The 26,198-nt window shown below is 61.7% G+C and carries 25 protein-coding genes; 10 read left to right on the top strand and 15 right to left on the bottom strand.

All coding sequences use genetic code 11. The features are described 5' to 3' along the window. Positions 1–14: 14 nt before the first annotated feature. On the bottom strand, positions 15–1,142 hold the full coding sequence (locus AC1RKI_RS09785) for an FAD-dependent monooxygenase (RefSeq protein ID WP_492797657.1): 1,128 nt from the start codon (positions 1,140–1,142) through the stop codon (positions 15–17). Positions 1,143–1,469: 327 nt separating this feature from the next. Here AC1RKI_RS09785 and AC1RKI_RS09780 point away from each other — a divergent pair, with 327 nt between their 5' ends. Further along, on the top strand, positions 1,470–1,853 hold the full coding sequence (locus AC1RKI_RS09780) for a hypothetical protein (RefSeq protein ID WP_061958857.1): 384 nt from the start codon (positions 1,470–1,472) through the stop codon (positions 1,851–1,853). Positions 1,854–1,882: 29 nt separating this feature from the next. Here the strand turns inward: AC1RKI_RS09780 and AC1RKI_RS09775 are convergent, their stop codons facing one another. Both AC1RKI_RS09775 and AC1RKI_RS09770 read right to left on the bottom strand, forming a co-directional pair. Further along, a complete protein-coding gene (locus AC1RKI_RS09775; protein WP_061958856.1) occupies positions 1,883–2,254 on the bottom strand; it encodes a response regulator in 372 nt (123 codons plus the stop codon). A gap of 3 nt (positions 2,255–2,257) precedes the next feature. Further along, positions 2,258–3,721 (bottom strand): ATPase domain-containing protein, encoded by a 1,464-nt coding sequence (locus AC1RKI_RS09770; protein ID WP_492797538.1) that lies wholly within the window; start codon positions 3,719–3,721, stop codon positions 2,258–2,260. A 277-nt stretch (positions 3,722–3,998) separates the two neighbouring features. On the opposite strand from AC1RKI_RS09770, the gene nikR reads away from it, so the two are divergent. Continuing rightward, entirely contained in the window at positions 3,999–4,463 is a 465-nt protein-coding gene (nikR, locus tag AC1RKI_RS09765; RefSeq protein WP_492797540.1) for a nickel-responsive transcriptional regulator NikR, read from the top strand. Positions 4,464–4,632: 169 nt separating this feature from the next. After that, entirely contained in the window at positions 4,633–6,696 is a 2,064-nt protein-coding gene (locus AC1RKI_RS09760) for a TonB-dependent receptor (RefSeq protein WP_492797659.1), read from the top strand. 117 nt (positions 6,697–6,813) lie between these two features. Here AC1RKI_RS09760 and AC1RKI_RS09755 read toward each other — a convergent pair whose 3' ends face one another. From AC1RKI_RS09755 to AC1RKI_RS09715, 9 genes are all read right to left on the bottom strand, one after another. Continuing rightward, a complete protein-coding gene (locus tag AC1RKI_RS09755) occupies positions 6,814–8,913 on the bottom strand; it encodes a TonB-dependent siderophore receptor (protein ID WP_492797542.1) in 2,100 nt (699 codons plus the stop codon). Positions 8,914–9,287: 374 nt separating this feature from the next. Then, a complete protein-coding gene (locus tag AC1RKI_RS09750; RefSeq protein WP_150980958.1) occupies positions 9,288–9,575 on the bottom strand; it encodes a hypothetical protein in 288 nt (95 codons plus the stop codon). Continuing rightward, positions 9,572–10,180 carry a hypothetical protein gene (locus tag AC1RKI_RS09745; RefSeq protein ID WP_492797544.1) on the bottom strand — a complete coding sequence of 203 codons (609 nt, stop codon included), beginning with the start codon at positions 10,178–10,180 and terminating at the stop codon, positions 9,572–9,574. The genes AC1RKI_RS09750 and AC1RKI_RS09745 overlap by 4 nt, the downstream gene beginning before the upstream one ends. A gap of 492 nt (positions 10,181–10,672) precedes the next feature. Continuing rightward, positions 10,673–12,265, bottom strand: coding sequence for a GGDEF domain-containing protein (locus AC1RKI_RS09740; RefSeq protein ID WP_492797546.1), 1,593 nt, complete (start codon positions 12,263–12,265; stop codon positions 10,673–10,675). Positions 12,266–12,487: 222 nt separating this feature from the next. Beyond that, entirely contained in the window at positions 12,488–13,411 is a 924-nt protein-coding gene (locus AC1RKI_RS09735; protein WP_061958850.1) for an SMP-30/gluconolactonase/LRE family protein, read from the bottom strand. A gap of 12 nt (positions 13,412–13,423) precedes the next feature. Next, positions 13,424–14,389, bottom strand: coding sequence for a Bug family tripartite tricarboxylate transporter substrate binding protein (locus AC1RKI_RS09730; protein ID WP_492797548.1), 966 nt, complete (start codon positions 14,387–14,389; stop codon positions 13,424–13,426). Between the two features lie 102 nt (positions 14,390–14,491). Continuing rightward, complete coding sequence (locus AC1RKI_RS09725; RefSeq protein WP_492797550.1) at positions 14,492–15,427, bottom strand: hydroxyacid dehydrogenase; 936 nt, start codon at positions 15,425–15,427, stop codon at positions 14,492–14,494. Continuing rightward, complete coding sequence (locus AC1RKI_RS09720; RefSeq protein ID WP_404994933.1) at positions 15,424–16,107, bottom strand: RraA family protein; 684 nt, start codon at positions 16,105–16,107, stop codon at positions 15,424–15,426. The genes AC1RKI_RS09725 and AC1RKI_RS09720 overlap by 4 nt, the downstream gene beginning before the upstream one ends. A gap of 44 nt (positions 16,108–16,151) precedes the next feature. Further along, a complete protein-coding gene (locus tag AC1RKI_RS09715) occupies positions 16,152–17,102 on the bottom strand; it encodes a Bug family tripartite tricarboxylate transporter substrate binding protein (protein WP_492797661.1) in 951 nt (316 codons plus the stop codon). Between the two features lie 127 nt (positions 17,103–17,229). On the opposite strand from AC1RKI_RS09715, the gene AC1RKI_RS09710 reads away from it, so the two are divergent. Further along, positions 17,230–18,000, top strand: coding sequence for an IclR family transcriptional regulator (locus AC1RKI_RS09710; RefSeq protein WP_227461154.1), 771 nt, complete (start codon positions 17,230–17,232; stop codon positions 17,998–18,000). 103 nt (positions 18,001–18,103) lie between these two features. Beyond that, positions 18,104–19,168, top strand: coding sequence for a mechanosensitive ion channel family protein (locus AC1RKI_RS09705; RefSeq protein WP_492797553.1), 1,065 nt, complete (start codon positions 18,104–18,106; stop codon positions 19,166–19,168). On the opposite strand, the gene AC1RKI_RS09700 is transcribed toward AC1RKI_RS09705, so the two are convergent. After that, entirely contained in the window at positions 19,165–20,076 is a 912-nt protein-coding gene (locus tag AC1RKI_RS09700) for a YihY/virulence factor BrkB family protein (protein ID WP_061958844.1), read from the bottom strand. The two genes, AC1RKI_RS09705 and AC1RKI_RS09700, sit on opposite strands and share 4 nt — an antisense overlap. 126 nt (positions 20,077–20,202) lie before the next feature. Beyond that, the gene (locus AC1RKI_RS09695; RefSeq protein WP_150981667.1) at positions 20,203–20,634 is read right to left on the bottom strand and encodes a GFA family protein; all 432 of its coding nucleotides are present in this window, start codon (positions 20,632–20,634) and stop codon (positions 20,203–20,205) included. Between the two features lie 317 nt (positions 20,635–20,951). On the opposite strand from AC1RKI_RS09695, the gene AC1RKI_RS09690 reads away from it, so the two are divergent. The 5 genes from AC1RKI_RS09690 (at position 20,952) to AC1RKI_RS09670 (ending at position 25,031) form a co-directional block, all read left to right on the top strand. Further along, positions 20,952–21,293, top strand: coding sequence for a YHYH domain-containing protein (locus tag AC1RKI_RS09690; RefSeq protein ID WP_492857531.1), 342 nt, complete (start codon positions 20,952–20,954; stop codon positions 21,291–21,293). A 161-nt stretch (positions 21,294–21,454) separates the two neighbouring features. Then, on the top strand, positions 21,455–21,769 hold the full coding sequence (locus AC1RKI_RS09685; RefSeq protein ID WP_492797555.1) for a hypothetical protein: 315 nt from the start codon (positions 21,455–21,457) through the stop codon (positions 21,767–21,769). A 248-nt stretch (positions 21,770–22,017) separates the two neighbouring features. After that, positions 22,018–22,629, top strand: a complete 612-nt coding sequence (locus tag AC1RKI_RS09680; protein WP_227461150.1) for a TetR/AcrR family transcriptional regulator — start codon at positions 22,018–22,020, stop codon at positions 22,627–22,629. Between the two features lie 273 nt (positions 22,630–22,902). Beyond that, positions 22,903–23,832: a Bug family tripartite tricarboxylate transporter substrate binding protein gene (locus tag AC1RKI_RS09675; protein ID WP_492797557.1), complete on the top strand. Its 930-nt coding sequence runs from the start codon at positions 22,903–22,905 to the stop codon at positions 23,830–23,832. Between the two features lie 8 nt (positions 23,833–23,840). Then, entirely contained in the window at positions 23,841–25,031 is a 1,191-nt protein-coding gene (locus tag AC1RKI_RS09670; protein WP_227461148.1) for a M24 family metallopeptidase, read from the top strand. A 153-nt stretch (positions 25,032–25,184) separates the two neighbouring features. On the opposite strand, the gene AC1RKI_RS09665 is transcribed toward AC1RKI_RS09670, so the two are convergent. Further along, entirely contained in the window at positions 25,185–26,156 is a 972-nt protein-coding gene (locus tag AC1RKI_RS09665) for an acetoacetate decarboxylase (ADC) (RefSeq protein ID WP_492797560.1), read from the bottom strand. Positions 26,157–26,198 lie beyond the last annotated feature (42 nt).

The following is a 26,198-nucleotide window of genomic DNA, read 5'->3' as shown; positions in this document are numbered from 1 at the left end:
GACGGGGAACGCGCTCAGTGCAGCGCCACGTTCCAGGCGTCGTAATCGTACACCCAGTCCGCATTGCCGCCGGCCTTAAGCCACTCGTTACCGCGCGAACCGATCTGGATGCGGCTTGTACGTTCGTGACGCGCGCGCTGATAGCGCGCCAGCGCGGCCGGGATGTCGTCCGGGCTGGCATCGGACAGGCAGCGCGCCAGCACCACGCCGTCCTCGATTGCCATGCCCGCGCCCTGCGCCATGAACGGCATCATCGGATGGCATGCATCGCCCATCAGCGTGACGCGTCCTGCGGACCACGTGGGCAACGGGTCGCGCACGTACAGCGCCGAGATCAACACGTCGTCGCAGGCATCCAGCAGCGCGCGCGCGTCGGGATGAAAGCCGGCATAGGCGGCACGCAGGTCTTCCACGCGCCCCGGCGTGGTCCACGATTCGTTGCGCCAGCTTTCCTGGGCGACCGTGGCAAACACGAAGATCTCGCGGCCACGATTCAGCGGGAAGGTCACGATCTGGCTGGTGGCTTCGGGTCCCCACCACTTGGTGAAGGCGCCGATGTTTGGCACCCCCGCCAGCCGCTCGGCCGGCACCACGGCGCGATAGGCGACCACGCCGGTGAAGATCGGATGTTCCTCGCCAAGGATCGCCCGGCGCACCACCGAATGAATGCCGTCCGCGCCGATCAGCACGTCGACGTCGTCGCTGGAACCATCGGCAAACTGCACGGTGGCGCCGTTTTCACGCGGCACGATGCCGATAGCCTTGCGGCCGAGCTTGACGTGGGCGGCGGGGACGGCGGCTTCGAGCGCGCTCATCAGGTCGCCGCGGTGCATCGTCAATTGCGGCGCGCCGTAGCGTCGCTCCGCCTCGTCCGACATCGCCAGCCGCGAGGTTTCCTCGCCAGTGTCCCAGGTACGGCTGATGCGGTGCGTCGGGCGCGCGGCGGTGGCGCGCAGCGCGTCGCCGATGCCGAGTCCGTCGAGCGCGCGCACCGCGTTCGGCGTGAGGTTGATATCGGCGCCGACGCGGGCGAAGCGGGCCGCCTGCTCGTACACAACGACGTCCATGCCCAGCTTGCGCAAGGCGATGGCGGCGGCCAAGCCGCCGATGCCGGCACCGTTGATGCCGATCTTTCCTGAAATCATGGGGGGCGCTCCCGAGCGGTTTCGCAGTGAATTTTCTAATGTTCAAATATGAACGATAAGTTCATAAATAGACTAGCGAGACTCGGGGCAGCGGTCAATCGGGATTTTGCAAAGGGCAGAGGATGTGACGCGGGGGCCGTCACGCGCCACGAAATTGCACCGGCAGGCGTGCCGTGTACGACCCTTGAAAAGCGCGGCCGCGGCTCCTATTTTCGAGCCAAAAATGTGGCGGGTGGATGGGGCGCGCGGTCTCATCCGACCCTGCCGTCCCATGAATTTCATCCATATTTTTTACAGGACCCTTTCTCTCAGTTCGAGGTCGCCATGGAGTTCGATACCGATTGGATCACGTTGGGTCGCCATCGCGTTCGCCTGCGCTGCGTGCGTGGATTTCCGACCGAAACGATGCGCAGTTTGGCCGAGGCCGCCCGCATTGCCGTCGAGCACAACATGAGCGCCGCGGCGCGGCTGCTGGAAGTTGTTGCCGATCGATCGAATGCTTATTCGATCAACATCGGCACGACGTTTCCCAAGGACAGGGACGCGGCGCCGCATCTGGAGATAGCGCTGGCTACGCTGTTCGGACTAAAGCCAGACCAGATCAGCATGGAGGTCACGGTGGTCAGCCAGGCCGAAGTCGATCTGCATTTTGGCGTGTATGAACGCATGCTGGCCGAGAAGATCGGAATCGTTCCGCGCATACAGTGATGCTGGCGTGACGCGCCGCGTTTACGGGGTCACGGTTGCCGCCGGTTTGCCAGCAGATGCATGACCGTGGTCAGGATGGCCGCGGGCAGGCAGGGTTTTTCGAACACCGCATCGAACAGATGAGGGTGCTGCCGGCCGATCTCCGCCTGCGCCGCCGTCAGCAGCACCACCGGGATGTGTGCGGTATCCGCACCAGCCCGGAGCTTCTGCGCAAGCTCCAGCCCTGTCATGACAGGCATCATGAAATCAGTGATGATCAGGTCGGGCCGCGTTTCCACGATCAGGCGATAACCGGCTTCGCCATCGGCGGCTGTTTTTACGGTCAACCCTTCTGCCGATAGCATGAACGCCAACGCATCGGCATTCATCGTCTCATCGTCAATGACAACTACGGTTGCCATGATTCAGGACTCGCTGCTTGTGGGCGCGGCGATGACTGGTGCAACAGATTCCCTGTCTGCGGAGCCTGGCAGGATCAGGCGGTTCGCCACATGCAGTCCGCCCGTGCCGATGACCACATCGTGCAGGGCGGTATCGAACGCGCTATCGCGCATTTTCACCACGCCGATCAGCCGGCGCAATTCGCCGCCCATTCCGGCCTGACGCAACAGGATCAGGTTGTCGGTCAGCGTGGAAAAGTCGGGCAGCGGGTCGGTGCCGGCAAAGCCGTCGAGATCGCGCACCTCAAGGGTGGCGATGGTCGACACACCGTGGCCGCGCAGCTCGTTGGCAAGCGCGGAGTAGAACTCCATCAGGCGCGGCGGATGGACGGCAGCGCGCTGAAAGCCCGTCATGCCATCGATAAACAGCCGGTGGATGCGGAAATCGCGTACGGATTCCAGCAACTGGTGGCCGAGCGAGTCGAGCAGGTTCTCCGTGAGCGGGTTCCAGACGATGAACAGGGCGCCTGACCGCTCCAGCGCCTCGATATCGATACCGAGCGCACGGCCCTTGGCGCGCAGGCGCTGAGGTGACTCGTAGAAGCCAAAAAACAGGGCCGGACATTCTGGCGTGGCAAGGCTCAGGAAATTGAGCCCGAAGGTGGTCTTCCCGCTGCCCGCCGGGCCCAGCAGCAGCGTGATCGATGCCGGAGGCAGTCCGCCGCCGATCAACTGGCCCAGCCCCTGCACGCCCACGTCGACGCGCTCCTCTGGCAGCCATTCTTCGGCCGACGGTTTGGCTAGCAGGGCCTCGAGGCGCGGATAGACATCGATGCCTTCGGACGAGATCCGGTATTGGTGCAGACCGCCCAGTGCCGCGCTGCCGCGCGATTTGGAAATACGCATTTGCCGCACGGTGCGGATCCCGACCAGTTCTTCCTTGAGCTGGATGACGCCATCGACCATCGTGTGTTCGGGGCTCACGTCGTCGATGCGGGCACTGGTCAGGAACAGCACTGTGCAGCCGGTGAATGCGGCGTGGCTTTGCAGTTCCGCGACAAAGGTCTTTACGTCGAGCGCCGATTCCGCCTTGTCCTTGGCAATCAGCAGTCCATCGAGGATCAGCGTCGTGCAACGATGACGCGCCAGCTCGGTGCGCATGGCATTGACCAGCGACGGCAGTCCTTCCTCCTGCAACACCTTGAACAGGCTGATATAGAAAATATCGCGCCCGACGGCTGCGGCGTCGTAGAAATCGAACATGTCCAGCGCCTGGAACAGGCGGTCGTGCGATTCGGCCAGCAACGTCACGTAGAGGATTTTTCCGCCTTGGCTGGCCTGGTGGAACGCTATCTGGTTGGCCAGGATGGTCTTGCCCGCGCCGGGGCTGCCTTGAATGATGTAGGCAGCCCCATGCACAAGGCCGCCGCAAAGAATGGTGTCAAGGCCGGCTACGCCGCATTGTACGCGAAGAAGCTGTTTTGTCATGGTTATCGTTAAAGCAATGGGGGCGGTGTGATCGGGTGCGGCTGACATTTGATGAGGTCTTGCCGAGGCCCATGCACACGCGTGGGGAGGAGTGTAGACGAGTTAGCCGATTCCCATCGCCGCGCGTTATCAGAAATTTCGCGGCAAACATGCCCGTCGCATCTCGCCGGCGGTGCCCCGTCCCGCTTGCGCGCCGCTCGAAAAGTCGCATTGCGGACCCGCAGCGGCGAGCGCGCGCGTGGTAACTTGCCGCTTTTCCTCTCGTCGCGGCTGCGCCATGGAACGCTTTACGATTTCCCTTGATGATGCACTGGCCAACGAATTTGACCGTCTGATCGCCGAGCGCGGCTACGGCAATCGGTCCGAGGCCGTGCGCGACATCCTGCGTCGGCACCTCGATCACTGGCGCGAGTCGGTCGATGCGGACGGACCGTGCGTGGCCAACCTGTCGTACGTCTACAACCATCACGAACGCGAACTTGCCGAGCGGCTCACGCGCATCCAGCACGATCACCACGATCTGACCGTGTCGACCATGCACGCCCATCTCGACCATGCACACTGCATCGAGACAGTGATCCTGAAGGGGCCGGCCAGCGCGGTCCGCAAGCTCGCCGACGCCATCAGCAGCGAACGCGGCGTGCGTCAGGGGCAACTGAATATGGTCATGACCGAGGGCGATCCGATGCGGGTCGATTCCCATCCGCACGGCCACGCGGGGCATCCGCACCACCGCGACTGAAGTTGCCTGGCGCACCATACAGGTGCTTTTCGATTGGTATGAAGTTTGCATAATTCTTCATACCAATCCGTATCATAAAAAAATGAGCCAGCATCATCCCTCACGCCGGGCGGCGTCGACGCGCCCGGCCATGCCCCCATTGGGGCTTCTTGCCGCGGCGCTTGCCGTGATGCCTCCTGAAGCGCAGGCCGGCGGTCTGCAGCAGGCAACACAGGAACTTCCCGAACTCACCGTGCGGGCCGCGCGTGACGATGCGCCCAGTGCCGACGCCGCGGTGTCTGCCACGCAGGGCTACGTCAGCCGCGACCAGCTAGCCAACCGTCCGCTGCTGCGTCCCGGCGAACTGCTTGAAACCGTGCCGGGGCTGATCGTCACCCAGCACAGCGGCGACGGCAAGGCAAACCAGTATTTCCTGCGCGGCTTCAACCTGGACCACGGCACCGATCTTTCCACCAGTGTGGCCGGCATGCCGGTGAATATGCGCACGCACGCCCATGGCCAGGGCTATACCGACCTCAATTTCGTGATCCCGGAACTGGTCAGCGGCATCGCCTACAAGAAGGGCACCTACTTCGCCGAAGAGGGCGATTTCTCGGCAGCGGGTGCGGTCAGCATGGACTACGTCTCCGAACTGCCGACCGGCATCGCGCAGGTCGAGCTGGGGCAGCACGATTATCGCCGCGCGGTACTGGCCAATTCGCACCAGGCGGGGCCGGGCATCGCGCTGTATGGGCTGGAATGGCTACAGGAGAATGGGCCATGGGTCATGCCGGAGGGCGTGCGCAAGCTCAATGGCGTGTTGCGCTACACGCTGCTGCTCGGTGGCGGTGAACGCGTCAGCGTCAGCGCCATGGCGTATCGCAATCGCTGGGATTCGACCGATCAGGTGCCGCAGCGCGCGATCGACGACGGGCGGATTTCCCGCTTCGGGTATATCGATCCAAGCGACGGCGGCTACGCGTCGCGGTACAGCCTTTCGGCGGACTGGCTGCGGCCGGTAGCGTCCGGCTGGTTCAAGGCCAATGCCTACGTGATCAAGAGCCGGCTGCAACTGTTTTCCAACTTCACCTATGCGCTGGAAAACCCCGAGCGCGGCGACCAGTTTCAGCAGTTTGAAAATCGCGTCACGGCCGGGGCCAATGCGTCGCGCGTGTGGTTTGGCAAGCTGGGCACGCGCGATACGGAAACCGAGATTGGCGCACAGGTGCGGTTTGACCGGCTGGACCCGATCACGCTGGCCAGTTCGGAGGCGCGCCAGATCTACCAGACCACCCGGACCGACACGATCAACGAAACCAGCGCCGCGCTCTACTTGCGCAATACAACCGAATGGCTGCCGTGGCTGCGCACCATCGCCGGCGTGCGTGCAGACCAGTTCTGGTATGGCGTGTCGAGCGACAACCCGCTCAATTCGGGCAACGGCGCCGACCATATCGCCAGTCCCAAGTTCAGCATCGTCATGTCGCCGGCCGAGCGCACCGAAGTATTCGTGAATTGGGGGCGCGGCTATCACAGCAACGATGTGCGCGGCGCGACCACCACGGTCGATCCGTCCACGGGCGAGCCGGCGCAGAAGGTCAGCGTGCTGGTGCCGGCCACGGGATACGAGATCGGCGTTCGCACCAGGCGGCTGGCGCCGGGCCTGCAACTGTCTGCGTCGCTCTGGCAGCTCGATATCGGCTCCGAACTGGTCTTCTCCGGCGATAGCGGCACCACCGAGCCGAGCCGTCCAAGCCGCCGCCGCGGCATTGAACTGGCCAGCTACTATGCACCGCCCGACGGCCCGCTGGCTGGGCTGATGGTCGATGCGGACGCGGCATTTTCCCGCGCACGCTACCGCGATCATCAGGATGGCGGCGACTACATTCCCGAATCGATCCAGACCACGGCCTCGGCCGGCGTCTCATACAACAGCGGCCGATGGGCGGTCGGCGCGCGTGCGCGCTACTTTGGCCCGCGTCCGCTGGTGGAGGACAACAGCGTGCGGTCCGCGTCGTCGTTCCTGGTCAACCTCAAGCTCGGTTACCGGCTGTTCAGGAACGTGAAGATCTTTGCCGAGGTACTCAACGTGTTCGGCAAACGGGTCAACGACATCGACTACTACTATGCGTCGCTGCTCAAAGGCGAGACATCGCCGCTGAATGCCGACGGGTCGGCGGCCGGCATCTACGATCATCATGTCCATCCCGCCGAACCGCGCACATTCCGCGTGGGCGCAACGTGGAATTTCTGAGCGCGCGTCTGGGGCGTTACGTAGAACGTACCCGGCCGGGTAACATTTTCACGCCCGCGGGCTCAGGTTCTCCTGCGCCAGATGTGGGGACCGGGGCCGGCGATGTGACCCATATCCTCAGTAGTTCAACACGACGTTCAACATGGCCACGCGCGGATTACCTACGGGCAACACGTTGTTATTGAGTCCGCCGGCGTAGTACGACTTGTCGAACACGTTCTTGACGTTGAAGGCCGCGCGCCAATGGCTGGCCGTATAGCCGAAGCCGAGATCCGCGACCGCATAGCCGGGGACGGTGTAGTTGAAGCTGTAGCCGCGCTTGGCGCTTTCGCCGCGCGCGCCGACCCCGGCCCACCAGCCTGCCAATGCGCCGCGGAAACGATATTGGGTCCAGAGCGAGAAGCTGTGGCGCGGCACGGCGTTCAACGGCTTGCCCACATTCGCGGCGACCGTGTCCTCCGTGACTTCGCCGTCGATGTAGGCATAGGCCGCCATCACGCTCAAGCCGTTGCCCAGGTCCTGCGTCAGTTCGGCCTCGAATCCCCGCGACCGCTGCTCGCCCACGGCGACGCTGTAGCCGGTGTTGACCGGATCGCTCGTCAGCACGTTCTTGCGCACCAGATCGAACGCGGCAAGCGTCAGCAGGCCGTTCTTGCCCGGCGTGTCGAACTTCACACCGACTTCCACCTGGCGGCCTTTCTCGGGCTTGAACGACGCATTGTTGACGTCGGTGCCGGCGTTCGGCAGGAACGACGTGGAATAGCTGACGTAGGGGCGCGCCCACTGGGTGAGGTCGTACATCACCGCGGCACTGCCGGTGACGGCGTTGTCATCGCTGTCGGTGCGCGTGGCATTGAGCCGGTTGGTACTGGCCGTACGCGCCGATTCGTAGCGCAGACCGCCGGTCACCGTCCAGCGCTCGACAATGCGGATCTGGTCGCGCAGATAAAAGCCCAGCGCATTGAGCGTGTCGGTGCTGTCGGTGCTGAAGCTGGCCGGGCAATTGACAGCGGCGCCGTACACCGGGCTGTAGACGTTCAGCGCGGCCACCCGACAGGTCTTCTGCAGACGATCTTCCTTGCTGTGGCGATAGTCGACGCCGAACGTCAGCGTGTGCTGGTGGCCGGTGAATGCAAACGACTTCTGCACGTTGGTGTCGACGCCAAACGCATCGCCGGAGAAATCCTGCTGGGTGGCGCTGCGGCTCAGTGTCTGGCTGTTGACGGCCATTGTTCCGGCCGTGACGAACGTGCCGGTCAGCGACGAGGTCTGGTAGCGCAGGTTCTGGTTGACGGTCCAGCCGGAATCGAAGCGGTGCGTCAGCGCGTAGCCGATGCGGTTCTGCTCGCCGTCATAGGGCGCGGCGTTCGGCTCGCCGATAAAGCGCGAATTGGGCACCACGCCCTTGATGTTCGATACCAGCGTGCCATTCACGGGCAGACCTTGCTGGCGCACATAATGGCGCTCGTTGTGGCTGGCCAGGATCGTGAAATCGGTTCGATGCCCGAAATCGAGGCTCAGCGACGGTGCGACGTAGCGGTTCCGATACCAGACGTGATCGGTGGCGTCGTCGCTGTTCATCGCCAGCGCATTGAGACGGAAAGCGGCCTTGCTGTCGGGCTTCAGCGGCGTGCCGACGTCGGCCGTCACCTGGCGCAAGCCATAGTTGCCGACCGTAAGACCCAGTTCACCGAACAACTCGGGACGCGGGCGCTTGGTGACGATATTGACCAGGCCGCCCGGCTGGACCTGGCCAAACAGCACGGATGCCGGGCCCTTCAGAATTTCCACGCGCTCCGCGCCAAACACTTCCTGCGCCACGCGATTGTTGGTGTCGACCAGCAGTCCGTCGGCAAAGACCGATTCCGACGCACGCTGGCCCCGGATGATGAAGTCGTCCCAGCCGCGACGGCCATAGGTATTGGCCGACACGCCCGCCGAATTCCACAGCACGTCGCTGAGGTTCTGGGATTGCTGGCTGTCCATCAGATCGCGCGTGATGACGGTGATCGACTGGGCACTGTCGGCCGCCGATTCATTCGACTTGGTCACGCCAGCGGGACGACGCGTGGCAAATCCGATATCGCCTATGTCGTTGGCGCCGGCGCTGACCGTGACCGCTGGCAATACGGCGCCCTGGTCGGCGGCGAAGACCGTGTTGCCAACGAGGGAAAGGCAGGCGAAGGCTGAGGGAGTGAGAAGACAGCGAGCAGACATTGAGAAGATCCGACGACGACGATCGAGCAAGAGAAGGGCGCAAGAGACGTAATCGGCAGATTGTAAATAAGAAGGATTCGTATTTACAATAACTATCTCGGAATATTTCGAGGCGGGAGAATGGCCAGCGCCAGGGCGGCCGGGGTGGGGTGGAGCATGGTGGCCGGCAGGAATGCAGGCGGGGCGTGGTTGCTGCAGACCAGGCGTAACGGCTGCATGGACGAGAGTTGAGCGGGATTCGCCCAAAAATTCGTCGCGTCTCAACCCAAATTGGTGATTTCTATGGAGAAACGACGCGGCGTTTCACGCCGCATCGCAGATAGAACACGTCTCATCGACGGCATTGCGCCGGAATTCCACTCGATTGCTAGCGATCAGAAGCTCAACGCAAACCATGCGAAAAATTCGATGGCTGGTAAAAGCAGAACCAGAAACAGAACGAGCATTGTTCTGTTCGCCCTGTCAGCAGCGGCGAACCATATTGCTATAGCCAGCGCTATCAACCACCCCGCCAGACAGTAGAAGGAAAGCGAAAGCTGCGCGCTCGGGCTCCATGTGGCGTCTGCGAAATCAATTTCTTGCCAGGACGCTCGCCTTAGCCAAGCGGACAAAAAAATCAAAAGCAATTGGACAAGGCCGAGGGTCAGATAGCGCTTCTTCACTGGCTACCTCGCTTCGGATAGTAATTCTTCTTGGCAAGCCGTTTTGATTTCATGAGGGCTGCATCCAACTCTGCGGGCGTTACGGGTGTCGGAAGCCAGCGCGGGTCATGAGCCAGAATTCCAATTGATTCGAGCACGTCAGCCACATTTGATGAACAACTATTATCAAACAAATTGTATGTGCTTCTGTTCGGATGCGTCCGCTTGAATATCCGGTCCACACTTACACGGCGTTCCAGTTCGCGTCTTACCTTTACCTTCTCGGAAGGAGATACTCTTAGCATAAGGCCCACATTGTCCCGCCACAGATTGCCACTGGTGCGTATTGAACTGTTAGTCAGATTGACGATTCCTCCATAGAAATAGGTATTTCTATCTATTTTTACGTACTCCTCGTGGGCTCGGCTATAAACGATTCCGTCGATTTCGATTGCGACATGCCCCCACTGTGACCCCATGCTACGTAGCCTCGAATCACTGATAATAACTTCAATTGTGGGGGTGTCGATAAAGACTTTCTTGGGTGAGTAGTCGTCCGCCGGCGTCGTCGTTCTGGAGGCGGAAAATTTTCTCCCGTCAGGAGAGATCTGATTCTGTTTTGGCATAGCTATCCTCCAAGGTAAGTGTTGATATTCTCGGCTCCAGTGGCGGAGAAGATTATCCCGCGAGACAAATTCGAATAGGTTCCCGATTTATGGCAGAGGAAAGTGGATGCGGATGTCGTACTGCGTCGGCTTCACGATACTCAAAGGCACCTGCTTTCCGTTGCACCGCATATTCCGTTTAGATGGAACGGAGCGGGAATTCGACCATTGTTCGCCTTACGGAACAACCAATGGCGTTTGCGCGACGTCAAAAAAGCGGCAACTGAGTCGCTGATTTGAATTAGAAGGAAACCTTGCTAACGCTGCGCTTCATCAGCACAACGCCGCGCGATCGAGCGCCGGGGCCCGACGAGGGAAAGTTGGAGCGACTGCGAAGTCAAACGACGTGGATGGCTTGCTCGTTGTGGCCATCTTGCAATTGAACGAATGTGGCTACCCCGGGATTAGCCGCTTGGGGTTCTGTTCTTGACCTTCCCCTGCCCCACACCCGCTCTACAAACGGAGTTCTTGCCGTTCCAGTTTGCCTTCGCCCAGACTTGCAACGACGCGATTTCGGCCGCCACGCTTCGCTTCGTACATTCGCTCGTCCGCATCTTTGATTGCATCGGCGAGGGGCTGATCTGCTCGTGGCCACGTCGTAACGCCAATCGAAATGGTGATATGTCCCACTTGTGGCATTGCTGATCTTTCCACTGTTTGCCGAAGTCGCTCCGCGTACTCCATTGCAGCGGAGAGGGACGTATCCGGCAGCAAGACCAGAAATTCCTCGCCCCCAACCCGGCATGGCAAGTCGTGGCTGCGGGAGCAATCACGAATGCATCGCGCCAAATGCTGCAAAACCAGATCGCCGACGTCGTGGCCGAATGTGTCGTTGACGCGCTTGAAGTGATCGATATCGAGCGCTACAAGTGCGACGGGCATTCTTTTCTTTTGGATGTCGGCCAACGCCTCGTCGAGGGCTCGCCGATTTGCCAAACCGGTCAGAGGATCGGTCTGCGAGGCTAGCTCCAAACCCGTAACCCTGGCTTGCGTTGAGTTGATGCTGCGTAGCAGTGCCTGTTTAAGGTTGTTCGATTCGAAATACCAGGCACGGACGCGGGCTATCTTGTCGGCGCTTTCAATCAGTCCTGTGTCGGTCGTGCTTTCTGCGAGGCGACGTAGCGGGCGTGCAATCAGTATGGCCAATCCCCAAATCACAAGGAAGCCCACAACCGCAATCGGCGTCGCCGTTTTGAGTATCCTGCTCATCAATATGTGAAGCGGGGCCAGCACTGAAGTCACCGGTTGCTGACTGACGACGGCCCAGCGTGCGGCGGGGATAAACGCGTACCCGCTCAGCACATCGTTACCTCGTCCGGTGGTCATGCGGGAACTGCCGTCTTGCCCATCGAACGCATTGTCAATGCCTTTGTTTGCCCCAGCCCTCAGTCCGATACGTGTACTGACGGTGTGGAACAGGAGCGTGCGCTGGGAGTCCACCAAATAGACCTGAGCGTCGGTCAGATAGAAATGCTTGGTGATCAGCGAATGCAAAATTCCGTCCTTTTCCACATAGATCGCTCCGCCTATATATCCAAGAAATTCACCGGCTCGCGTGATGATCGGCGCCGAGATGAACACAATCAGATTTCCGGAGCCAGATCGAAAGGCAGGGCTGACCAGTGGTTTTCGCTCTTGCAGGGCGGCCTGCGCGCTTGGAGTCGATAGCTGCATGCCGTCCAGTCGCAGGGAATCCGGTGCGCCTGCCAAGATGCGCCCACTCGAATCAACAATCAGCACGCTGTCGAATGCGTCGTCTTCGAGTTGCAATCGCCTTGCCTCCGAAGCGAGCGCAGGGATGTCGGTGAAACGATCTGAAAGTTTGCCTGCCGCATATTGCAGCCGCGATTGGGCCGACAGGAGGAATGCGTTGACCGACGCAGCCACGCGCGCGCTATAGGCGTGGTTGGCGTCAAGAGCATTTTGAATCAAAGTCTCCCGCATCACGCGGTACGAGGAATACAGGGAGTTGGCTAGCGTAATGACGCAAGCGCCAAGCGCCAGGGCCAGAATCAGGGTGCGAAGATCTGTGCGGGGAGTAGCCATCAAGTCTGATCCCATTTTCGGCGGTTTTCTATTATGACCGCACTTTTAGATCGCGCTTGAGAGAGTGCTAAGTTCGCAACGCTCGCTGACTCCCCCGATAGTCGTCCACCGACGCATCGGCTGGTCTCAACGTCCCGCAAGGCACCGTCGGAAAGCCGCTGGAATACACGTGCTTATGGCAATCGCATGCATCCGGCAAGGCGGTTCCGAACGGGACGGCGTTTATGCAAGCCGCCCCTCGTGCACGGGCGCGCCGCCTGCCGACATGTCGGCGCACAGGATGGTGCCGGTGGTCGATTCGGTCATGAATAGCGTGGTGCGATCCGCGCCGCCAAAGCACAGGTTGGTCAGCGATGCACCGGCGGGGCTGCGGATCACCTCGACCGGTTCGGCGCGATGATTGAGCACCCAGACATAGCCGAGGCCCGGATTGGCCACCAGCAGATGACCATCGGCGCGCATAGCAAGGCCGTCGGGACCGCTCGGGCCGTACGAAGTAAAGAACTGCCCGACCTTGCTGACAGAGCCATCGGGCTGCAATGGCACGCGCCACACGCTGTTGGCGCGCGTCATGGCGACGAACAGCACTTTCTCGTCGGGCGACAGCACCACGCCGTTCGGGCTGGGCGCGTTGTCCAGCAGCACATCGAGTTTGCCGTCGGGCGCCAGGCGATAAACGCGTCCGGTCGGATCGTGCAGACCAGTTTGGCCCTGGTCCGTGAAATACAGGTTGCCGTGCGAATCGAAGGTCAGGTCGTTCACGCCACGAAAGCGCTCCGAATTTCGGCGCTCCAGAAACGGCGTAACGCTGCCCGACCGCGTATCCAGACGCATCAGGCCGTTGCGATAGTCGGTGATCAGGAAATCGCCGTTGGCCAGACGCTTCATGCCATTGGGTTCGCCGTCATATTCGACCACCAGATCCCATTCGCCTTGCATCGAAATACGGAAGATACGGCCGTAGGGAATGTCGGTCACCCAGAGGTGGCCATCGGCCCACACGGGTCCTTCGAGGAAAGAGTGGATGGTTGCGCCGCCGCGATTGGCATGCGCCCAGGCATTGGTAGGGTCGTTGCGCCGCCATGACGCTGGCAGCGCGCTAAAGACGCTCGCTTCGCGTACTGCCGGTGGTTCGATAAGGAACATCGTTGCTCCTGGCTATTGCTTTTCGATCTGCGCCTTTTGCGCGACCGCGGCCCATTGCGCAGTTTCGCGCTGAATCAGCTGTGCGAACGCGGGACTGTCAAGGTTACCCGGTTGCGATCCCATCTGCGCGAGGAACCCCTTCATGTCGGGCGCCTGGAGCGCCCGATGGATTTCCGTCTGCAGTCGCGCGATGACATCGGCGGGCGTGCCTTTGGGTGCGGCCAGGCCGGACCAATTGAACAGATTGAATCCGGGAACGCCAGCTTCCGCGAAGGTGGGCACGTTGGGAAACACATCGAGACGGGTCTTGCCGCTGATGCCAAGCAGGCGCATCTGATTGCCGCGGACCGGCGCCAGCGCAGTCGGCGTCGATACCACCAGCAGGTCCACGCTGCCGGACAGCAGTCCAACCATGGCCTCTCCCGCGCCCTTGTACGGCACGTGCATCAGCTTGATACCCGCGGCTTGCTGGAATGCTTCGGCCGCAAAATGGGGCGAACTGCCGGAGCCGCCGCTGCCGAACGTCACTTCGCCTGGATGCACCTTGGCGTAGGCGACCAGCGAGGCCAGATCCTTGAAGCGCGAGTCGGCCTTGACGCCAAGCACGACCGGCGAAAACGCGAACGGCGCAATCGGCACCAAAGCAGTCTGATGGTCCCAGCTCAGTTTCCTGAAGACATAGGGCAGGGTGGTGTATGAGTTGTCGTTCGCCAGCAATGTGTAGCCGTCCGCGGCAGCGCTTACGACCTGGGAGGTCCCGATCGTGCCGGACGCCCCCGGCTTGTTCTCCACCACGAAGCTCTGTCCGGTCTGCTGGGTAAGCTTTTGGGCGATCTTGCGCGTCACCACATCGACGGCGCCGCCGGGCGGATTCGGCACGATGATGCGGACCGGTTTGTCGGGATATGCGGCCGCGGCGGACAGGCTGGCGAGCAGCGTCGCACCCGCCAGCGCGCAGGCAATGGTTCGATGAAACATCGTTGTCTCCTTGTGCCGCATCGTATCCGGCCGTCAGCCGGGATCGTGCGGACACGTTCTTAGGTTTCTGGTTGCCGATGCCGGCAATGCCGCCGTGCGCGGTCAGGCCGGCGCGGGCACCCCTTGCAGCACTGCCAGCACGTTCTTCGCGGCGCCTACGCCCATGTTCACATACGCCGCGTCGCTGACGCCGCCGATATGTGGCGACAGGATGACGTTGGGAATCTCGCGGAACACATGCGGCGTCGGCATTGGTTCGACGGCAAAGCTGTCCAGTCCGGCGGCCAGCAGTTTGCCGCTGCGCAGCGCTTCGGCCAGCGCCGCTTCGTCGATGAGTCCCCCGCGCGCCGTGTTGACGAGAATCGCGCCGTCCTTGAACGTCGCCAGCGTCTCGCGGTTCAGCATGGCGCGGTTTTCCTCGGTCAACGGGCAGTGCAGCGACACCACGTCCGATTCCGTGAACACGCGGGGCAGGTCGACCAGCGTCACGCCTGCCGGGGCTGCCTTGGCAAAGGGATCGAAGGCGATAACCTGCATGCCCATCGCCACGCCGATGGCCGCGGCGCGCCGGCCGATTTCGCCAAGCCCGACGATGCCGAGCGTGCGGCCATTCAGTTCGACCGCCTTGTACGTGGCCTTGTCCCAATGGCCCTGGCGCATGCGCGCGTCCAGATGTGGGACGGCCTTGGCGCACGCCAGGATCAGAGCCCAAGCATGCTCGGCCACGGCAGCGGCATTGGCGCCGAGCGCGGCGGCCACTTCGATGCCGCGCGCCCGCGCAGCGGCCTTGTCGATCGTGTCGGTGCCGGTGCCGTGCTTCGAAATCACCTTCAAGGCCGGCGCGGCGTCCATGACGTCGGCGCCGATGGCGCCGTAGCGCACGATAATGCCGGCCGGATTGTGTTGGCGGGCGAGGGCCACGAGATCGGCAGCCTGCGGTGTCTTTCCCGCGAATATGACTTCGTAGTCGTCCAGCAGCGCAAGCGCTTGCGGCGCAAGGTCAGGGCCCGTGACGATGATGACCGGCTTGTTCGTCACAGTGCTTCTCCCTGTTTCAGAACGCCAGCGGTAACCAGCGATGCGAGCAGCCACGGCGCGGTGGTGTTGCCCTCCTTGATCTGGGCAATGCGCTTGGCTTCGGCTTCTTCCTTCTTTTCGGCGGCATCGAGCAGCGCCGCGATTTTCTCGCGCTCGACTACCACCAGGCCGTCGGCGTCGCCGCAGATGTAATCGCCAGGGTGCACCGTCACGCCGCCCACGGAGATGGGATGGCCGATGCGGCCGCCGACTTCCTTGGTCGGGCCATTCGGATTGGTGCCCACCGAGAACACCGGGAACTGCATCTCGTCGAGTTCCAGGCTGTCGCGGACCGCACCGTCGATCACCACGCCGGCGAGGCCGCGCTGACGTGCCGCGTGCATCATGATGGTCCCCATCAGCGCCGAGGTCTGGTCTCCCTTGCCGTCGACGACCAGCACATCGCCGGGCTGCGCGAGTGCCAATGCCGCGTGGATCATGAGGTTGTCGCCTGGCCGCACTTCGACGGTAAACGCTGGGCCGGCCACTTTCATGGTGGGGCGCAGCGCCCGGATCCGGCCATGCAACGCGCCGCGGCGTCCGCCGACGTCGGACAGAATCGCGGGTTGGAATTTGGCGGCCCGCGCGACGATCTCGGCGGGTACGCGCTCGAACGATTTGATGATGTTTGGCAAAGTCATGATGGCATCCTGGCAGTCTGGGAGGGAGAGGGAGGAGAAAGGCGTCAGTCGAGCTTGACGCCGGAGGTCTTGATGACCGACGCCCAGCGGCCGATGTCCTGCTTGATCAGCGAGCCAAACGCCTCGGGCGTGCCGCTCAGCACCGATGCGCCTTGCTCGTTCAGCTTGGCGGCCAGCGACGGCGCCTTGAGGGCCTTGTTGAATTCGGCATTGAGTCGCGCCACGATGTCCTTCGGCGTGGCGGCAGGGGCGAGAAAGCCGAACCACGTTGCGGTATCGAAGCCCGGATAGCCAAGTTCGGCCACGGTGGGCACCTGCGGCAGGTCAGGCAGGCGTTTGGGCGCGGTCACGGCAAGCGGACGCATCCGGTTGCTCTTGATATGGCCGAGCAGCGTGGGCACCGATGCCATGTAGAGGTCCACCTGCCCGCCCATCAGATCGTTGACCGCCTGTGCCGCACCCTTGTACGGGACATGCGTGAACTTCACCTTCGCGGTTGATTGCAGCAGCTCGCCGCCGAGGTGCGCCACGGTGCCGTTGCCGGGCGAGGCGAAATTGAGAGCGCCCGGTTTCGCCTTGGCGGCCGCGATCACCTCCTTGAGCGTGTGGTACGGCGAATTGACGTGGGTGACCAGAACCAGCGGCGCCGATGCCACCATGCTGATCGGGGCGAGGTCCTTGAGCGGGTCATAGGGCAGCCGTTCGTACAGCGACGGATTGATGGCCAGGTTGCTGGTCTGCCCCAGGACGATGGTGTAGCCGTCGGCCGGCGCCTTGGCCGCGGCGTCCACCCCGAGGTTGCCGCCGGATCCTGGCTTGTTGTCGACCACGAAAATCCAGCCCGTTGATTTCGCGACCGTATTGGTCACTTCGCGAGCGATGATGTCGGTGCCCCCGCCGGCCGGAAACGGCACGATCACGCGGATCGGCTTGGCGGGATACTGGGCCGCGGCGTGCGTGGTGGGGGACGCGAGCACCACGGCTGCGGCAAACATTTGCGCGCAGTGCTTGAGAATGGCCTTCATGTCTGTCTCCGAAATTCGTTTTCGTTGTGAGTTGGATTGTGTTTCACCGTTTCACTCTATACAATCACGTTTCGTACAATGAACCGCGTTTCGGCTCATGAACTCAAATAGTGATTCGGGCGACATCCCGAAGGTCGAGGACGGCAGTTCGGGCGTTATCGCGGTAACGCGCGCGCTGCGGGTACTGGAAGCGTTCGGCGTCAATGACCCACAGCTCTCGCTTGCCGAACTGAGCCGACGCACCGGCATCCACAAGACCACCGTGCTGCGCCTGGCTCGCACGCTGGCGGCCGACAACTATCTGGTGCAGAAAGAAGACGGAAACTGGCGGCTGGGCCGCGCGGCGGGGTGGCTGGGCGCGTGCTACCAGGCCACCTTCAACGTGCAGGAGGTGGTCGAGCCGGTGCTGCGCGAGTTGACGATGAAGACCGGTGAAAGCGCGTCGTTCTATGTCCGCGAAGGTCAACAGCGAACCTGCCTGCTCCGCGTGGAAGGCCCGCAGGCGATCCGCCATCACGTGCGGATCGGCGCGGCGCTGCCGCTGGACAGTGGCTCCCCGGGGCGGGTCATCCTGGCGTTTTCGGGCGAGCCCGGGGAACTGCACGAGATGATTCGCCGCCGCGGCTTTCATCTGTCCCTCGGCGAGCGCGAGCCCGAAGTGTCGAGCGTATCGGCGCCAGTGTTCGGTCTGCATTGGCGGCTGCTGGGGTCGATGTGCATATCGGGGCCCACTTCCCGCCTGAACGAAACGCGCTTGCTGGAACTGGCGCAGACCGTGGTCGATGCGGCCAACAAACTTTCCTATGCCATGGCGGGGAGCCAGCGGCCCGTCACACCGATCGAGAAACCGTCGACCTGGCACCCCTGAGGCGCGGCGAGGGCCATGCACGTGTCGCCCTGAAACTTTTCGGCGTCGGGGGCGTCGCTATGTGGATACCCGCTTGGGGATGATGCAGCGAGGAACCTGAACGATGAAGATGGCCATCCTGGTGAACCACCCGTGGTTTGGCACGGCAATGGGCGCGGTGGCGGCGATACTGCTCGGTTTGCTGGTGCATCGGCTTGGCAGCCTGCTGCTGTTGCGGATGACGCGCCATACGCCGGTGCTGCACGCCATCGTGGCAAAGTCGCGCGTGGCGGCAACCGCGGTGGTGCCGTTGATGCTGTTGCAGACGACATGGCAGGCCGCACCGGACGACCTGCGCTGGATCGACAGCATCCGGCATCTGAACGGTTTGCTGCTGATCGTGGCCACCACTTGGTTGATCGTGCGGATCATCGCCGGATTTGCGCAGGGCATACTCGACCAGCATCCCGTCGATGTCGCGGACAACATCAGCGCCCGGCGCATTCACACGCAGACGCGCGTGATCTCCCGCATTGCGATGACGCTGGTGGTGGTAATGGGCACCGCCATGTTGTTGATGACGTTTCCCGGCGCGCGGCAGGTGGGCGCAAGTCTGCTGGCCTCGGCGGGTGTGGTCGGCCTGATCGCCGGTTTCGCTGCCAAGCCCGTCTTCAGCAACATGATTGCCGGGCTGCAGCTGGCGTTGACGCAGCCGCTGCGGCTTGACGATGTGCTGATCGTCGAGGGCGAATGGGGGCGCGTGGAAGAAATCACCAGCACGTATGTGGTGCTGAAGATCTGGGACGAGCGCCGCCTGATCATCCCGTTGCAGTACTTCATCGAAAAGCCGTTTCAGAACTGGACGCGCAACAGCGCGCAGATCATGGGCGCGGTGTTCTTCCACGTCGACTACGGCATGCCGCTTGCCCCGCTGCGCGAGGCGTTGACGCGCATCGTCAAGGAGCGGCCCGAATGGGACGGGCGCTTCTTCAATCTCGTGGTCAGCGATACGACCGAAAAGACCATGCAGTTGCGCGTGCTGTGCACCGCCGCGTCATCGGGCCTGGCGTGGGATCTGCGCTGCGCCATCCGTGAAGCGCTGATCGACTTCATGCAGCGCGAATACCCGCAGTTCCTGCCGCGCCTGAGGATCGAAGGCGAAAGCGCAGCGTCGCAGACGCAAGGCTAGGGCGCCGGCACCCGTGCGCGCGATTGGCGTTCGCGTAGTTCCTGGCCCCGGAACGACCCGAACCGGTTGGCGTAAAGCCAAGTGAACTCCGCGCCGAGCAGAAAGATTTGCGCGGAGTAATACACCCATACAAGAATCACGACCAAGGACCCCGCCGCACCGTAACCGGTGGCGATGCCGGTCTTGCCGATATAGAGGCCGATCAGCAGCTTGCCCACCGTGAACAGCGCCGCGGTCACGGCTGCGCCGAGCCACACATCGGGCCAGCGTACGTCCGCATGCGGCATGATCTTGTAGATCATGGCGAACACCACGGTAACCATCACGAAGCCCAGCGCCATGTCGATCATTTGCGCCAGCCACTCGGCGTCGCCCAGCATCGGCGACCAGTATCGGCCCATCGCCGCCAGCGCCGCGCTGGCCACGAGCGACACGATCAGCAGGAAGCCGATGCCCAGGATCATTCCAAACGACAACACGCGCGCGCGCAGCAGTTCCCAGATGCCCGACGGCTTCTTGCGTTCGGGCACGCGCCAGATGCGGTCCAGCGCATCCTGCAACTCGGCAAATACCGTCGTGGCACCCACCAGCAACGTGACGGTGCTAAGCACGGCGGTCAGCGATCCCTTCGCCGGAGAACTTAGCGACACCAGCATGTCCTCGATGGCACGCGCGCCTTCATCGCCCACCAGGCCACCGATCTGCGCCACAACCGCGCCACGCGCGGCTTCGTCGCCATAGGCGAGCCCAGCCACCGCAATGACGATCAGCAGCAACGGCGCAACGGAAAACACGGTGTAGTACGCCAGCGCCGCCCCCATGCTTGGCGCATAGTCGTCGCGCCAGGCGGTGACCGTGTCTCTCAGCAACCGTAGCAACGTTCCGGCGGTCGGCCTTGCCCCGACCATTCGCTGTGCTTCCCGCATGATGTGCCTCCCGCTGCAGTCTCCTGCTGAAAGGCTAGCGTCTCGCGGCGACCCGCAGCTATCGGTCGCGGTCTGACACGCGGCGGCGGCATGAAAAACCTTCGCATCTCACGTGACGGCAGCGGCCACAAAGCGCAGCGTGCCCGCCAGTCGCGCAGGCTCGCCGGTATCGTTTGGATGGTTGACCCCGTCCACAACCGGCATTTCGGCGAAATCGAACGGGCTGACGCCGTCCAGGCAGGCCACGTTCACGCCGAACAGGTTTGGATTCGATCTGCGCTGCAGATGGGTGTGAATGCCACAGCGGGAACAAAAGAAATGCTGCGCCGTGCCGGTGTTGAACCGGTAACTGGTAAGCATCTCTTCTCCCTGCACAAACTGGATGCCGCCTATTTCCGCCGCGACCACCGCCGCGCCGCGCATGCGGCAGTAGGAACAGTTGCATCGACGGACCGTATTGAGCCCGTCGCTCAGCGTGACCACAAAGCGCACCGCGCCGCAGTGGCATTTTCCCGTCCGCTGGTTCGTATCGGTCGACATATTGGGGGTATCTCCGTCATGCGGTGCCAGCTGGCAATGGTTAAACGGTATGAGTGCGGAAGAGCGTCACAGGCGCCGAAGCAGGATATCTATCCTATTGCGGTCTGACAAACGAGATAAATTTGCGATTTGCTTTAAATAATCTATCGCGAGAGGGTCGCCACAAAAGCGCTGCCGCTGCGTCATCCGAACTCGACGGAAGCCAGTTCGGCTGCCAGGCATCCCACTTCGGCGGGATGGCCCGCACAGAAGGACAGCCGCAGAATCGCGATCCGCGGCCAGGATGCTGCAAACATAAGACATAGGGAAGAGGTCGCATGGACCAGCGTTTATCGCGAAACACTCGGGCGCTTCGAATCGCTGCTTTTGGGATTTGGGCAGCATGCATGTCGGGCTCGGCCTATGCGCACGGCGGCGGCCTCAATGCCGAGGGCTGCCACACCAATAGAAAGACCGGCGAGTATCACTGCCACCGAGGCTGGGCGACCAATGCTGGCACCTCTTCAAAGTCTTCTGTCAGTCCCGATGGGCGTCCGGGTAACGCCAATTCCTTTCTGTCCGGTCGGCAAACGCCGAGCGGTCAAACCTGCTACACCGGCCCCCGGGGTGGCACATATACCATCACCGCGAGTGGCCGAAAAAACTACGGCGGTTGCTGAAGAACCCTGCGTGTCTTCTCAGGCAAGTGCACGCAGCGCCAACCTCGTCGCCGAATCGGTATACGACTAAGTCGATAACCGGACGGGGTCTAGAGGGACAGACCGTTCGTCGGCCTTAGTGCGCCCACGTCACCGGAACCTTCGCCGAGCACGCCGTAATCTTGCCCAGCCAATTTCTGCTGGTTTGCACGGTGACACGACTCTCCTCAATTGGCGCGACCTTCCTGCTCCATCGATCGGCAAGACTGTTAGCCACGCTACGGGCTGCTGTTGTGCAAGCCGAGACCGCTGTGGTGTGTCGTATCGTGAAGTCCGGATATCGGTGGAAAACCAGCAACGTAAAACCGTCGGGCGAATATTCGGTCGCGTACTCCGTCGACACGTCATACGTCGACAGTTGGCGGCCTGAAGACGATGGCGCCGGCGTGGAGCAGGCGGCCAACATCGAGCAGACGATCGCTGCAGCAATTTTCTGACATCTCACAGCGCAACTACCTGCCTTGCCCATAGTGCCGTGTTCCTCGGATCTGCATGTTTGAATGGGGCTGGATGTTACCAAAAACAAAGGCGCACCAATGGTGTTCCCGTAGTGGGACGGATCGGATTCGTCGATCATCCCCCCACGCGGACCTGCTGAGTTCAGTCGTCCGAACCATGAGTTCTTGTCGTTGTACTGCGTGGTACATTCTGGCCTTTCCAGTTCCTCTTGGCACTAAGACGAAGCATGCCAAAAACCAAAGCCTCGGCTGCCGACCGCTCGACCAGCGAGCAGGCTCTTCAATTGTTGGATGCAGCAACTGCCCACGTTCTCGAAAACGGCCTCGGCGATCTTTCGCTCCGAAGCGTGGCGGATGCTCTTGGTACCAGCCATCGCATGCTGATCTATTACTTTGGCTCTGCTGACGGCTTCTGGCAGGCGCTGCTGTTCCGCGTGCGCCATGCGGAACAGCAAGCGCGCGAAAAAATGCTGATCGAAGGGCTGGACGCAGAGGCCGCAATGGTTGCGGCATGGGGCCGCTATTCCGCGTCCAACTACCTGCCGATCATGCAGTTGCTGTTCGAAATCTATGGCAGAGCCATCCGGGATCGCGAGCGCTTCAGCGGCTTCCTGGATGATGTCATCGGCAGTTGGACGGCGGTTATTGCCGAGCGCCTGCAGCAGGCCATGGAGATTGATGCTGAGGAGGCGCGGCTGTTCGCGCGTGTCGAAGTCGCGACGATTCGCGGTCTCCTGCTCGACTTGATCACCACCGGTGACCGTAAGGGCACCACGGCAGCGCTCAAGTATTTCGCGAACAAGATGGGCGCACCCCGCAGGTCAACGAAGAAGAAATAGCGCGTTGGGGGCCGGCCCGCGGACGTGGCGCCGGCTTTTTGCAAGCGTTTCGCCCTCGCCGCGTGCCTTCGCCCAGCATGGAGCTGCCGCGCCGGGTACGCTGTTATTCCATTTCCGGTCTCAAATTTCGTCTGCGCTCCCGCGTAAACCCCAATTTCTCCGTTACATGTACCACATGGTACATTTGTCGCCGTCGTTGCGATGGTGGCGGCGACATGACGACTCAATTGGGGTACTAACGTGCGACAAATTTGCAGATGGATTTCGGCGGCGATGGCTTCGCTGTGGCTGGCGGCGGGAGCCTGGGCGCAGGGCTTTCCAGCGAAACCGATTCGATTGGTGGTGCCGCAGGCCGGCGGGACAGGTAACGACGTGCTGGCCCGCGCCTTGGCCGAGAAGCTCGGGCAAGCCTGGAAGCAACCTGTGGTAGTGGAGAACAAGCCGGGCGCCAACGGCACGCTGGCGATCTCGTACGTGCTGGCGCAGCCGGCTGACGGCTACACGCTGTTCTTTGCCGGGGTTTCCAACCTCAGCTTCAATCCGTTCCTCTATCCGAAGCTGCCGTATTCGCCGAGCAGGGATTTGACCGGTGTGGCAATGCTTGCCAATTCGCCGTTCGTCTTTGTTGCGTCGCCATCGCTGCACGTACAGACATTCCAGGAATTCGTGCGGTTGGCGAAGTCGCGACCGGGTGAGATCAGCTTCGCGTCGGGTGGCATCGGCAATTCCACGCATTTGGCGATGGAGCTTGTCGCAGAACGCACCGGCGTCCAGATGCAACACGTGCCGTTCAATGGGACCGGAGGTTCGACCAGTCTGATGAACGGGCAAACGCCTGTGATGATGAATGTCGTGGCGGGCGTACAGCCGTTTATCGCCGGCAGGAAGCTTGTGCCACTTGCCGTGACCGGTGAACAGCGCCTGCCGGCGCTTCCAGCGGTACCGACCTTCAAGGAACTGGGTTACGACGTGGAGGTACCGGGCTGGTACGCGATCGTTGCGCGGTCCGGCACACCGGTCGAGCTGATTCAGAGGATCAACGCGGACATCAATCACGTACTCGACGATCCGCAATTCAAGGAGAAGCTGGCCTTCCAGTTTCTGGATGCCATCAAGGGGCCGCCCTCTGAAGTGGGTCGCTACATGAAGCGCGACGCCGACGCCTGGGGGCCCATCATTCGCCGCCTCAACATCTCTCTCTGATTCACGCCATGCCTCATCTTACGAAAGCTGTACACGAGTACCGTCTATCGGCGATGCGCTCGCTGATGGACCGACTGCACGTGGATGCGCTGGTATTCGGCACGCCGGATTTCTTTCAGTACGCCACAAATTTCCAGCTCGACGTATGGCCTTGGGAGCGGCCGGTCTTTGTTGTCGTGCCGCGCAATGGCGAGACGTTCGCTGTAATGAATGAGCTTTCGACCAACCATATGCGGTTCGCGGCGGAAAAAGGCACCGTCTGGCTCGCCGACGTGACTTACTACGCCGAGCATCCGCGCGTGGCAAACCGACTTGCGCTGCCATCGCAATTGCCGGAGCTGGTCGCGGCGTTGCTGGCCCAGAAGGGCTTGGGCATGTCGCGGATTGCTGTGGACGTCAACCATGCAATTCTTTCCGCGGCGCAACGCCACCTACCGGAGTTGACACTGCGCCCGGCCCTTGCCGAGATGCGCAGCCTAAGGTGGGTCAAGCATGATGAGGAACTGCAGAACATGCGCGCCTTGGCCAGCCTGACCGACTGGGTGCAGGACAGGTACAAAGAGAATATCCGCCCCGGTCGTCTGGTCCAGGAATTGGACCACGCCATGGCGGCCCTGATGGTCGAGGAAGCGGCCGCAAGGTTTCCCGGCGAAGATTTCGACATCCTGAAATGCTGGACCCTGACAGGTGCCGCGTCCGCGTCCCCGCATGGCGACGGCGCAGCTTGCGGTGCGCGAATTGCGAAGGGCGACACAATCGTCAATTTGGTGCTACCCAGATTAAATGGTCTCTATGTCGAAAATGAGCGCACATGGTTCTGCGGGCAGCCTTCTGACCAACAGGCGAGGCTTTACAGCGTAGCAGCACAGGCAACTGACGCCGCGGTGGCCGCAGCGGTGGTGGGCCGGCGCGTTTGCGATATGGACGCCGCCGCGCAAGCCGTGATCGAAGCCGCGGGATACGGTGAGTTTGTCTTCCACCGAACGGGCCACGCGGTGGGCCTGATGCTGCATGAGTATCCGGAAGACATGGCATTCAATACGCGCGCCTTGCTCGCGGGAGAGGTTTACTCAGCAGAGCCGGGGCTATACGTGTATGGGTTAGGCGGCTTCAGGCTCGACGACACGGTCATCGTGGGCGAGGAACCTGAGGTCATCGTCCGAACGCCCAAGACGCTGTCATACGCCACAGTCGAATAGCTCAGTGCATTGCTCCGGCTGGCCAGCAAAAGCGCAAGATTTCCTCAGGCACGCGACGGCGGACGTCATTCGTCAGACTCCAATGCAGAAGAACGGCGGCGGAAGTTTTGCGTGATATGCCGCCGTTGTCGCCAATGCGACGAAAGCCGTGGCCTACAACAGTCTCGGTGCGTAAAGCGCACCCTGGAACTCTGGAACATATTCGTACTTGAGCATCTTGCCCAGCTTCAGGGATTTGATAAACAGCGACAGGCTTCCGTCCGTCAGGCCCAGATGGACCGCTTCGGCACTTGAACTCGACGCGTGCGAAAGCTGCCGGGAGGTTGTATGGCCGGTGGTCAACCGTCCCTGCTGGTCGATATTCGTGAAGCTGTTCGTCACGAGCACTACCTTGTGCGACACACTGTCCAGCTTGCTCGCCTCCAGCTTGACGTCGACCTTGCCAGTGTCGCTGTCCAGAATCTCGACGACGACCGAACTGTCGGTCTCGCGATACTGGATGCCCGTCAGCCATTTCGGCAGGTTGTATCCGACGACTCCTCGCACCCGCGCAAGTTCGGTATTGACGGGCAGTTTGAGTACGTAGCCCCAGAAGTCGTTCGACATAGCCTGGCTCATCAGCGTCAAGGGTCCGAGGCTGACGCCATCGGGCCGTGTCGTGATGACCGATAGCCCAATCTCGTTGTAGCTATCGTTATCGCAGTAGCGATACGCATAGGCCGTAAGTGCGACCAATCCTCTGCCGGGCCATACCTGAAGCGGCTGCACCTTTTTAAGCACAGCCGGGGGCATCAATTCTCGAAGCCGGTCAATGTCCGCGGTAAAAATGGCGGTAACTCTGCTGTTCTTGTAGTAGAAGTTCGGCGAATACGATTCAAAGCCAATATCGACTTTCTCTTTCTTGAGTTTTCTGAACCAACTCAGGTCCACATCCGGCGCTTCGGCCTCGATGACGGCAAGCGACGGGTTCGAACGAAAGCGGTCATAGAGTCCGCCCTTTAAAACTGGAACCCGATGGCCAGCGATATCGATGCTTGTGGTGGGAGATGGCGTGGCATCGGCCCAAGCAGGCGTCAGGGTGGTGCCGAGAACGGCACCGGTTACAGCAAATTTGCGGATCGTCATTTCGTGGTGCAAGGGTAGAGGTGCATGTCGGGTTGGGTCGTC

The sequence above is a fragment of the Cupriavidus sp. GW822-FHT06G04 genome, from assembly GCF_058799075.1.
The sequence above is the reverse complement of the archived record's forward strand: the minus strand, read 5'-3'. Positions and strand labels throughout refer to the sequence as shown.